Source organism: Gottfriedia sp. NPDC057948, from assembly GCF_042887255.1.
Classification (GTDB): Bacteria; Bacillota; Bacilli; order Bacillales; family Bacillaceae_G; genus Gottfriedia.
On sequence record NZ_JBHVPN010000013.1, the window covers coordinates 20,198 to 30,742 of the forward strand.

9 protein-coding genes and 1 pseudogene are annotated in these 10,545 nt (G+C 33.3%); 8 read left to right on the forward strand and 2 right to left on the reverse strand.

Going from position 1 to position 10,545, the window contains the following annotated elements; translation table 11 throughout:
- Positions 1-338: 338 nt before the first annotated feature.
- Positions 339-1,250 (reverse strand): hypothetical protein, encoded by a 912-nt coding sequence (locus ACFVRR_RS17300; RefSeq protein WP_387331096.1) that lies wholly within the window; start codon positions 1,248-1,250, stop codon positions 339-341.
- Between the two features lie 234 nt (positions 1,251-1,484).
- Between ACFVRR_RS17300 and ACFVRR_RS17305 the strand changes: the two genes are divergently transcribed.
- A complete protein-coding gene (locus ACFVRR_RS17305; RefSeq protein ID WP_387331098.1) occupies positions 1,485-1,919 on the forward strand; it encodes a hypothetical protein in 435 nt (144 codons plus the stop codon).
- Positions 1,920-2,392: 473 nt separating this feature from the next.
- Here the strand turns inward: ACFVRR_RS17305 and ACFVRR_RS17310 are convergent, their stop codons facing one another.
- Positions 2,393-4,612: a YhgE/Pip family protein gene (locus tag ACFVRR_RS17310; RefSeq protein ID WP_387331280.1), complete on the reverse strand. Its 2,220-nt coding sequence runs from the start codon at positions 4,610-4,612 to the stop codon at positions 2,393-2,395.
- Positions 4,613-5,398: 786 nt separating this feature from the next.
- Between ACFVRR_RS17310 and ACFVRR_RS17315 the strand changes: the two genes are divergently transcribed.
- The 7 genes and pseudogenes from ACFVRR_RS17315 to ACFVRR_RS17345 all read left to right on the forward strand — a co-directional run.
- Positions 5,399-5,851: a JAB domain-containing protein gene (locus ACFVRR_RS17315; protein ID WP_387331101.1), complete on the forward strand. Its 453-nt coding sequence runs from the start codon at positions 5,399-5,401 to the stop codon at positions 5,849-5,851.
- A gap of 792 nt (positions 5,852-6,643) precedes the next feature.
- Positions 6,644-7,042, forward strand: coding sequence for a helix-turn-helix domain-containing protein (locus ACFVRR_RS17320; protein WP_387331104.1), 399 nt, complete (start codon positions 6,644-6,646; stop codon positions 7,040-7,042).
- A gap of 264 nt (positions 7,043-7,306) precedes the next feature.
- Positions 7,307-7,675, forward strand: a complete 369-nt coding sequence (locus ACFVRR_RS17325; protein ID WP_387331107.1) for a hypothetical protein — start codon at positions 7,307-7,309, stop codon at positions 7,673-7,675.
- Positions 7,676-8,257, forward strand: coding sequence for a hypothetical protein (locus tag ACFVRR_RS17330; protein ID WP_387331110.1), 582 nt, complete (start codon positions 7,676-7,678; stop codon positions 8,255-8,257).
- A 1-nt stretch (position 8,258) separates the two neighbouring features.
- Complete coding sequence (locus ACFVRR_RS17335) at positions 8,259-9,137, forward strand: ParM/StbA family protein (RefSeq protein ID WP_387331113.1); 879 nt, start codon at positions 8,259-8,261, stop codon at positions 9,135-9,137.
- A complete protein-coding gene (locus tag ACFVRR_RS17340; protein WP_387331116.1) occupies positions 9,137-9,454 on the forward strand; it encodes a hypothetical protein in 318 nt (105 codons plus the stop codon). Before ACFVRR_RS17335 ends, ACFVRR_RS17340 begins: the two co-directional genes overlap by 1 nt.
- Before the next feature lie 785 nt (positions 9,455-10,239).
- Positions 10,240-10,545 (forward strand): annotated as a pseudogene (locus ACFVRR_RS17345) (BclA C-terminal domain-containing protein); the annotation flags it as partial.

Here is a 10,545-nt window from a genome sequence, read left to right on the forward strand (position 1 = left end):
CATCTGTAAGAGCTACTCTTTTTCTATCTGCAAATAAATAATGTTAAAAATAATAATCACATTATTTTACCGATTAAAAAGATTTACGAATATATCATCAATATTTGCAATAGAAAATGCCTTCTTATGCAACCCCCATGGTAGTTTAATAAGAAGCAATAACAAAAGGAACTTCCTTAAAGGAAGTTCCTTTTGTTATTGCCGATAAGGTCCATTATGTAAACTAGAACTGTATACGATGTTCAAATATACAAAAAATAACTATGTAAAAATTACATAGTTATTTTAAAAACCTTAATATAACAAAACCAAGAATTGTATATTACTTATTACAATATTTATTTAGTGAAACTAACAGAAGCATCAGGTATTACTTGATCTTGTGTAGTTTGATCTATAGTTACCCCAACTGACCAAGGATAGCTAAGAGTCCATGATGTGTTCCAAGAAGTCTTTACATGTGTATAATATGTAAAGGCTGATGCACTTGTACCAGAACTCCAGTAAAACTCTCCATAAGTATAACCACCGTGATATTTTGATGTAACCCATTGTCCCGTAGAAAGTTGGTAACTGTTAGAATGTAAATCAATATATTGGGTATAACCAGTTGTGCTTGAAGCATTCTTCCCACCCAATGCTGTATTTGTAGTATGTTTCAATGTATTAGTATTTAAATCATAATAATCAGTTTCATAGTTACCATAAATAGAACTGAAATCCATTGTTAAATAATCATGGTAACCACTACTTAATAGATCTCTATAGAGATTAGCTGGGTTAGAAGACCACTCAAAACTAGAATTAATTGCATAAATCGTACCAGATCGAACAACTGTAACGGTTAACTTTATTGAACTACCTGAATTATGTGCAGTACATCCAACATTAGGGTCACAAAGTGCAAGAGTAGAAACTTCACCAGTATTTTCTTTTTTCGCTTTTTGTTGTTCAAAAACTTCTTTTGTAGTAGGTATAAAATCCCCAGTTTCTTCATTTCTTAAAGCATAGGAAGTATTAACAGTCACTAATTCAGCATCTTTATTTTTAAAATGTAGCCAGTCTTCTAATGTTATGTGCTCAATATTTTCTTTGGTAAACCCTAAATTAATTAAATGAATAATATCTTTTTTCTTTAATTTTAAATCTTTAACTTCTTGATGTGAAAAATTATACTCTGTATCTGCAAATTCATTTGGTTTTTTTAAATTCTTTATTTCTTCCTTAGTAAACCCTAACTGATCTAGCATTAGTTCATTCTTTTCGGTTTTATCAACAGTTTCTGCTATTCCCTTTTGTACAGTTATAGGTAAATAATAAAAGAGAGTGTAACTATTAAAGAAAATAATATTTTAACTAACTTCAATAAAATCCCCCCTAAAATTTTTTAGCAATATAAAAAATTAAAAATTACCCATTTCATTTATATTCGTAATCTAAAATCTTTATCTCTCTAAAAAACGATAATAGGAGCTGAAGTATTTTTGAAAAAACTATTCATTATTTTATTTTTTTTATTAATGTTATCTAGTTGTTCTTCAAATTCTAATTTAAAGGATAATATATACGAAACAACGGTACATCAAGGTAAAATTTCTATTTATTTTGATAAAGAAACATCCTTATTTCATATAGCATATTTAGAAAAAAATAATCATAAGTGGAAACAAGTTAATGGTATTTCACTACGTTCAACTGGAAAAGAAAAAAATTTTGTAATTTCATCTGATAAAAAACCCTATTTATATTTTGGTACTATCGCCAATCCTGAAGCAGATAAAATAATAGTTGGAAATACAGATGCTACTATTGTTACATACAATAATTTAAAATTATGGTATTATGCTGATTTTAAAGCAGCAAAAAATTTAAGTATCTATGAAGTTATTAATAATAAAAAAATACTAATACAGCCATAATTTCACAACACTGTATTAATAAATTACCTAGTTAATTTAAAAAAAGGCTCTTCTAAAAGGGTCTTTTTTAATTGCCGATAAGCGTATTTATGTAAACTAGATCTCTATATCATATACAGCTTCAAAAAGAGAAAAAACTCCTATCGTCGGCTAGGAGTTTTTTCAGTAACGTATCAAGGTATTAAAAGTGATACATTTCGTATCTTGAGTAGTTTGCCCAAATTAATGTTAATTATTACATTTTAAAGTAAAGATAAAATCCATTATGTAAACTAGCTTTGTATAGTGTTTACTATAAATACTATAAAACCTAATATAGTTAACTAGGATTCAAAGAATCAAAAAAACGAATGACCTTACATTGAACACTGTAAAGTCATTCGTTATGACTAGTAAGATAAGAGCTTTTAGTTGATAGGACCCCTATATAAAGAAATAATGGGCTAATTCATTTTCATATATATAAGGTTTACTTAAGTGGCTGGGATGCTTTTCTTATTTTTTAATTGAAGAACAAAAAATAAGAAAGTACTAGCATTAAATACTAATCCAAACAAAGCTAAAATTAGTGCTTGGTTCCAAACATCATGCAGACCATTTCCAATCGAGATAAGATCCCTAAATCCTTTTATCGCGTATGTCATTGGAAGGAACGCATGGATATGTTGATAAAATGGGGGTGCTAAAGCTATAGGGAAAATACCTGAGCTGCCGCCAATTTGTAATAAGAGTATAATGAATCCAAGAATCTGTCCGATTTTTCCAAATATGGTACAGAGCATTTGCACCAAAGATAGGAAAGTAAGACTCGTCAAAATGGTAAAAAGATATAAGCCCCATGCATGTTTAACATCTAGGCCCATGCCTTGGATAAGTATACTTACTGCTAGAATTGATTGAACCAACCCAACCATAATAACTACACTGTGCTTACTGAGAAACCAAGAAGCCCCGGATGATGGTTCTAAAGTTGTCTCCTTAAGTTGATAGGTAGAAGAGAAAAATAATGCACTAGCCATCAAGCCTATCGCCAAAATATAAGGAATTAAGCCGGCTCCATAATCATTTACCTCACTGATTTTGTGAGATTCCAACTTTGTTGGATTAGATAACATGTCGTAATTTTTATCATTCAATTTTAGTTCATTCGTTTTTATAGCACCGGATTGTAAGGAAGAATGTAATTGACCTGTTCCGTCAGATAGATGGGAAGCTCCCTTATATAATGACGCGGAACCATCTGCAAGTTTTTGAGAGCCTTCACTTAATTGATTGGCACTAGAGTTAAGCTTTTCAATCCCTTTTGCATATTGATTGCTTGCATGGTCCATTTTTAGAATACTGTCGGAAACAGAACTTGTTCCATCCGTTAATTTGTTAGCACCATTATGTGCTTCGGCTAACATTTTGTTAAATGTCCCCAGATTTGAACTAAAGGTATGTTGCCCTTCTGCCAATTTTTTAGTGCCTTCATACATCGATCGTTGTCCTTCTATAAACTGATCAAGTTGACTCTGAACTTGCTGTGAACCTTGTGAAACGGTTAACAGCATAGACTTGAATTCAGTGATTCCTTGATCTATATCAACGGGCGCTCCAGCAGTGAAAGGAGACATGAAATGATCCAAATTCGAAAGCAACTGTTGTTTCTCTTGCTCTGAAAGACTTTTGCTTTTAATGATCAGCTCTTTTTGTTCATTTATTAGTTGGTTCTGAGCTTGTAGATTTTGTTGTAAAGAGTTCAGTTGGCTAATCATTTCAGGCTGTTTTTCATTTACACCCTCCAATGCGATCAATAGTGGGTCAATTTTTTCTTGAAATCTAATTGTACCTTGGTATGCCTGCTGTAAGTTGCTTTTCAGATCATTAGCTCCTTGTTCTAATTCTTTAGAACCTTTAGCAAGATTTTCACCAGTCTTGTTTAGAACACCCAAGCCATTATCTAAATGATCCATACCACTATTAAGTGTTTGTACGCCGTTAGACAGATGGCCAATTTCCGTTTGAAACTCCTGAGTTCCATTGTAAATTCTTTGCGTGCCGTCTTTCAATAAGACGGTACCAGCAGCAAATCTCTGCAAATAGTCTTGTAGAGTTTTTGAAGCATTTGTAATTTTGTATGCAGCCTGGTCTATTTTATTAGCTCCATTACTTGCTTTTTGTAAATTATCGCTTACTTTATTTATACGATTAAATAATGTGACTACATATTGTTTTGTGATAGAATTTGAGATTTTCTCATTGATTTTACTCATTCCGGAGGTTGCTATCGTTGATGCAGTATAGTTTTTCCCTGGATTTGTGTAATATCTCAATCCCATTTTACTAGGATGTTCATCTAACAAGGTAGAACCATTTTGAGAGAAATCATTTGGAATTTCGACTACCATGTAATAATCTTCATTTTTTAATCCTTTAAACGCTTCTTTACGATTGGTAAATGTCCATTTAAACGAGTGGTTCTGTTTCAAATCATGAACCAAGTCTTTTCCCAACTGCAATTTCTGTCCAGCAAATGTTGATCCCAGATCTTCATTTACTACTGCAATTGGAAGGTTCCTCGTTTTAGAATAAGGATTTCGAAAAGCGGATAGAAAAATGCTGCTATAGAGCAACGGTACAAAAAGAATGGCTATCAATGTTAATCCAGTTTTGCGATGGCTGAAAATATTTCTCCACTCGCCTTTTATCATATTCAACTATATTATCCCCCAATGTTTCCGGGTGCCAACTTTTTTGTAGGACCCTAAATTTCTAGGCTAATTTTACTATAAGATGTCTTTGGTTACTAGATACTTCATTTTTCCATTTTGAATACTGTTTAAATTTACCTAACTAAGTTTCAAGAAACAATTAAACTATTTTTTAAAACATCTAGGTTAAATACATACCGAGCGTACTTTGGACGGCAGCACTACGGACTGATCAGTAAGGAAAAAGCATCCTTTCTGTCATTTCCGTACGTGTCGCTTCGGCACTAAACGGATCGATAACCACAGACTGTACGGCTTACGCCTACATTCCGTAGGTTCCTGTTCCATTTACGACAAGCCGCCGTCCCGAACGAGCCGAAAAGTAAGAAATTCCAAAGATTAAATGATTAAAAGAATAATAGACAAAAAGGAGAGCAGCCGAAAAAACGGCTGCTTTTATTGTTGATTTTTCCCATTTGCCTTCCGAATCGTAAAACAGCACAAGCCGACTAACTTTCCTCACCGGTAGGACACCCGAACCTTTCCGGCAGGAAAGAAAGTCGGCTAGTCAATCGATCAAGGGGCAAAAAACTTTTTTGATTAACGACGCTTTCGCAACATCAAAAAACTTTTTGTGCTATTTCCCTTGACCGATTGCCTATGCGTGTTTTTCGTTCTCCTTGCAAAAGGGGAAAAATAATCCCCTTTTGGGGACATAGTCGTTTCGTCAGGCAAAAGAAAAAATGATGAAAAAAACAAAAAAGCAAGGGAAAAGGAGTGTTTTAAATGGAATTAACGTCAATCTTTGAAGTGGTGCGAATTAAGCAAGAAATTAGGGAAGTATCAGAAACATTTGCCTTTGGTCGAATTACATCACCACAGGAAGCACAAAATTTAGCGGCTTCTTTCATCGCAGACGAAGACAGAGAAGTATTTCTTGTACTAATGCTGAATACAAAAAATGAAGTGGTAGGACTACATAAGGCACATGTCGGAAGTTTAAACGCAAGTGTCGTCCATCCAAGAGATGTTATGAAATGCGCCATTTTAAACAATGCAGCTTCTATAATAGTCAGTCATCAGCACCCAAGCGGCGATAGCACACCGAGTAGGGAAGACATAGAAGTCACAAAACGACTTGTCGAAGCCGGGAAAATCATCGGAATTGAAGTACTAGACCATATCATTGTTAGTTATAAAGGAAATCATTACAGCTTGAAAGAACATGGGAAGATGTAAAGAAAGGGGGATGTTTCTCCCTTTTGTTTATTAAATTTGAGTAGTAATTTATAAGCTGAAGAGCGATTCTGGGGATGATTTTTACGCATGGTAGAAAAGCATACGCTTTTCTTTGGATAAAGCAGGCATCGAGCCTGCGATATGGCTGCTGACACAGCCATTTTTAAAAAATATATTCGGAGAAGATCGGTCATATTTGTGTCACAAATACTTTTTAAACAAACGTTTGATTATTAAACATCTAAATAACAAAGTCATAAAAATTAAAATAAACAGATTTATAAAAATTCATAGATAGAAATTCAGGATAGAGATAGAGAAAGTAAAGATGAAGTATGATTTTGATATGAGTTTACAAATGAAAAATAATACTTTCAGACCGTAAAGAAGTGAAGGGCTTCATTCATTAACAATAAATAAATTTATACATATAGGGCAAGTAAAATACTCAATAAAGGAAAGTGAAAATTTGGTAGCGAATAGTAGTAATTTGAGAGAGTTTGGAAAAAGTCGATATAAAAAATGTACAGTAATCCGGTTACTGCAACTGGTTTAATTTATTACAAAAAAAATCAAAATCTTTAAAATGAAAAGCGCACCGTATGAATAGATTTAAATATCCATTAAATTCGATACGCTTTTGATTATACTCTTATACTCTCAAATTATTTCTTTCTTCCCTCTTCAATTGTTTCGCGAATACGTTCTTCTAATTCTTTTTCTTTTAGTTTATATATCATACTAATTCACCTTTTTATTTTTCATTCTTTACAGAAAAGGAGGTTATTATTCATGGAAGTCACCATTAATATACCAGATGATATGATGAAGGAGTTTAACAAACATATAGGTTATTATAATTTGAAGAACGATCTCATTGGGGAAGAATATGAGGCCACATTAAATGATGTGGTTTTAGGAGCTTTAAAAATGTATTTACAATGGACAGCAATTGAACCATCGCCACTTATAAAAACAGAAGACTTAATTATTGAAGCAAAGTACATTGACATCTTAAAAAAGCAAAGAAAGAAACAAAAAGAAGTAGTAGACCAATCAGGAATACCTAAAAGTACGGTATCTGCCTTATTTAATGGGGGATTACCAAGCTTAGAAAACTTTATCAGAATCTGGATTGCATTAGGGCAACCACCAATTCAGCACTTACTTTCCGTTAAACCAACGGAGTAAGTGCTTTTTTTATTGCTGTGAACTCGTTAACCGTACAAAAATATAAAAAAAAGTCTTACGAATCGGAATAAGACAAGCTCCTTAACTAATACATTTTAGCAAAGAGTAAGAATTACTAATTTTTACTCACAATTACTTATTATTACTTATTATTACTTAACATTACTCAGAATTTAGCAGGGGAGAGGTATTTCTAAGAGAAAAAACCGACCGACCCAGGAATAAGAGCAAATTTTTAAAAGATTAATAGGAAGGAGAGAGGGGATGAATCTTAATCCGATTTTTAATCATGAAAACTACAAAAAAAGAAGATCCAATAAGAAAACTCGTTCAGATAAAAAAACGGATGTGAAAATTTATGTGTCAGAAGCAAATTACAATTACTTATTTAAGAAAGCAAGTGCATTAAATATTAGTATGACTGAACTTGTATCAAATGCATTTTATGTAATGTTTAGAAGAGGATATGACTATCAGCAATTTAGATACTCTGTAACTGACTACATGGTTCATGTGAAACTAAGCAAACAAGATAATGAGACACTAGGTAGATATGCCGGAGAATGGATGATGAACAAACGAAAGGCAGCTACAAATATTTTTAATAACATTTTGTATATAAGGGGCGTTTAAATGATACCAAAATCTTATAGCGAAGCTGATTTATTGTATTATGATCGTTGTAATCGTAAAGGAAAATCATTTTTTAGGAGCATGAACAAATTATTAGGTGTTCCACTTGATATTGAAATACCATCAGTGCACCTTACTCGTTTAACAACTATATGCAGAGAATTTAGGCAGAAAACTGGAGCAATATTGTTTATTAATAAATTAATTGAATTTTTAGTTCAAGATTTTATTGAAGAAATCACCACTACAGCAAATAAAAAAGAAATATATAGAAGAATTTTAAATATGGACCATTCTATTGAAATTTCAGGGATTCAAGAAAATGAAGTTTCAAAGATTCATAGTTTACCAAATTCCTATTTTTCGAACTTGCAGAGTACTAGAATCGTATTTAAATATGATGATATTTATAGTTTAGAAGTTACATTGTCTGATCTTGAGATTATACATGAACATGAATATACAGTTGAGAAATTAATAGGGTATCTTGTATCTGCTTTTGTGATAGATATCCAAGAATCTGGATTAGGTAAAGTAATAAAAGAATTGATTTATAAACTGGATCCTGAGGAGGAATATTAAAATGACTGCATCTTTTAATGGATTAAATCAAATTATTGCGATTGATGCTGGGAATAACGAAGTAAAGGTTTGTTATGGTAGTAAGTTAGATAAGTTTTGTTCGGCTATATCCGATTGGCACAAAAGACCACAACAAGAACAACACGGATCAGATGACATGGAATGGGAATATCAGGGCATGAAGGGATTCGGAGGAACATTAGCAAAAATAGAATCCGAGTTCGGTAGTCATATGTATGGCGGTTCTAAAAATCACTTTGATGCCACGATGAGAATTCTACTTGCCATCCATCGTAATACAAATGAAAAAGAATTGTATTTAGCAGTAGGAAATCCATATGATACATTAACGAAAGAAGAAGCGACTGATATTAAAAAGGCATTAATTAGAACACATGAACTAATAGTTAATGGACTCTTAAAGAAATTTACGATAAAAGATGTAATTGTAGCAGCTGAAGGAGCTGCTGCATTCCAGGCAATACCTTATACCTCTGATCTTGTTCGAATTATCGATGTCGGAAGCGGGACAGTGAATTTAATCAGCATTCTTAGAGGTAGAATTGTAGATATAGAAAGCTTTACAACAGACTATGGAATGTTAACGAGTAAGTATGGAGAAGCGAACCCATTTGCAATAGCAAGAGGAATTATCGGTGATACGTCTAAGAAATGGAAAAAAGAAGATAAAGTAAAAGTTGTTGGAGGGCCAGCTGAAATAATCGCTCCTTTTATTAAAAATCATTACAAGAACACAGAAATTATAACACCACAGATATGGACACATGACGGTATTAAGTTTGCGCCACCAATATTTGGTAATGTAGTTGGGATGTATAATATGGCTGTGAAAAAATTTAGTGATTTGGTGCAAGTATAATGGGAAAACGCGGGAGAAAAAAACAAGAGACAGAAAGAATTCAGATTACCCTCTTTATTTCTAATCAGGAAGATAAGGAAATACATGAATATATTACAAATGGAACAAGTAATAGTGCTGCTGGTAGAGAATTATTATTAAAAGCATGGCGAATGACCCAGAAGCAATTCGTTTCAGAGCAGAATAAAATAGAAGATGTTGAGATTTACAATCGAGATAATGAATTACGATTTGATACCGTTCCAGATAGTTTAGAGATTGTTTATGAAGAAGGATCTCAAGAAGACACTAGTACAGTGGAAGATTTCTACTATTAATAAATATAGAGACGCATTAGTGATGGCTAGTGCGTTTCTTCCAATTCAAATGCGTTCAATCTTTTCATGTCGTTACCTTGCCATATATTGAAGAATCAACAGTTTGAATTGTGATGTAAGACATGAAAAAAAAATGAATACTTGAAATAAAGCATGTTAGTATATATGACATTGTGAAAGACTGCACTTAAACTAAATGGCAGTTTAGTTCCATAAGCAGGAAGTATTTTAATCTTTGTTGTATACTTCATTTGTATTAACAACTAATATTTTTAGGTGGTAAACAATTGTGAAACGATATATACGTAGTTCTTTTTTTCTCTTTTTGGGTTTATTCATTAGCAATTTAATTGTTAACCATTTTCTAAAACACGATTTAAACATTTTGACTGCATTTTCCACAGCTTTCGGGGTCTCAATTGGGTTTGTTTTTGTCGAGTCACGTATATCAAAAAAGCTGAAGAATAAGTAATTCTTATTAAACTACCATGGGAGTACGGTATAAACTTCCATTCACTGTTGTGAATCTGAGGATTCATGGATGGCTAACGCATGCGTATGTTGAAGATAACGAGTCATAAAATTGGCTCGTTTTTTATTGAACAAAATGGCAGTTTTGTTGTATAAGAAATTGGCTTGTTTTATTGAAAAACCATAGCCTTTTCTCTGAATATCGACAATTTAAAATTACAACTATTAAGTTTGGGGACAAACACAATCTGATGCTAATATCTTTCATATATTGGTATGTATCTTAATTAACACAAATAGGGGTGCATTTTTTAATGTCTAGATATATAGTTCCTACAGGACCAACGGGGCCAACGGGGCCAATGGGACCTAGAGGACAAAGAGGTAAAGAAGGAGAAGAAGGAGAGAGAGGAAAAAGAGGGAAAAGTGGCGCAACAGGTCCAGCGGGAGCAACAGGAGCAGACGGAGCGACAGGCCCAGCAGGAGCAACAGGCCCAGTTGGAGCAACAGGCCCAGCAGGAGCAACAGGTCCAGCGGGAGCAACAGGAGCAGACGGAGCGACAGGCCCAGCAGGAGCAACAGGCCCAGTTGGAGCAACAGGCCCAGCAGGAGCGACAGGT

Excerpts from the sequence above, each read along its gene's own strand:
- ACFVRR_RS17300 (WP_387331096.1), bottom strand. The coding sequence starts at position 1,250 with ATGCTAGATCAGTTAGGGTTTACTAAGGAAGAAATAAAGAATTTAAAA.
- ACFVRR_RS17310 (WP_387331280.1), bottom strand. The coding sequence starts at position 4,612 with ATGATAAAAGGCGAGTGGAGAAATATTTTCAGCCATCGCAAAACTGGA.
- ACFVRR_RS17315 (WP_387331101.1), top strand. The coding sequence starts at position 5,399 with ATGGAATTAACGTCAATCTTTGAAGTGGTGCGAATTAAGCAAGAAATT.
- ACFVRR_RS17320 (WP_387331104.1), top strand. The coding sequence starts at position 6,644 with ATGGAAGTCACCATTAATATACCAGATGATATGATGAAGGAGTTTAAC.
- ACFVRR_RS17325 (WP_387331107.1), top strand. The coding sequence starts at position 7,307 with ATGAATCTTAATCCGATTTTTAATCATGAAAACTACAAAAAAAGAAGA.
- ACFVRR_RS17330 (WP_387331110.1), top strand. The coding sequence starts at position 7,676 with ATGATACCAAAATCTTATAGCGAAGCTGATTTATTGTATTATGATCGT.
- ACFVRR_RS17335 (WP_387331113.1), top strand. The coding sequence starts at position 8,259 with ATGACTGCATCTTTTAATGGATTAAATCAAATTATTGCGATTGATGCT.
- ACFVRR_RS17340 (WP_387331116.1), top strand. The coding sequence starts at position 9,137 with ATGGGAAAACGCGGGAGAAAAAAACAAGAGACAGAAAGAATTCAGATT.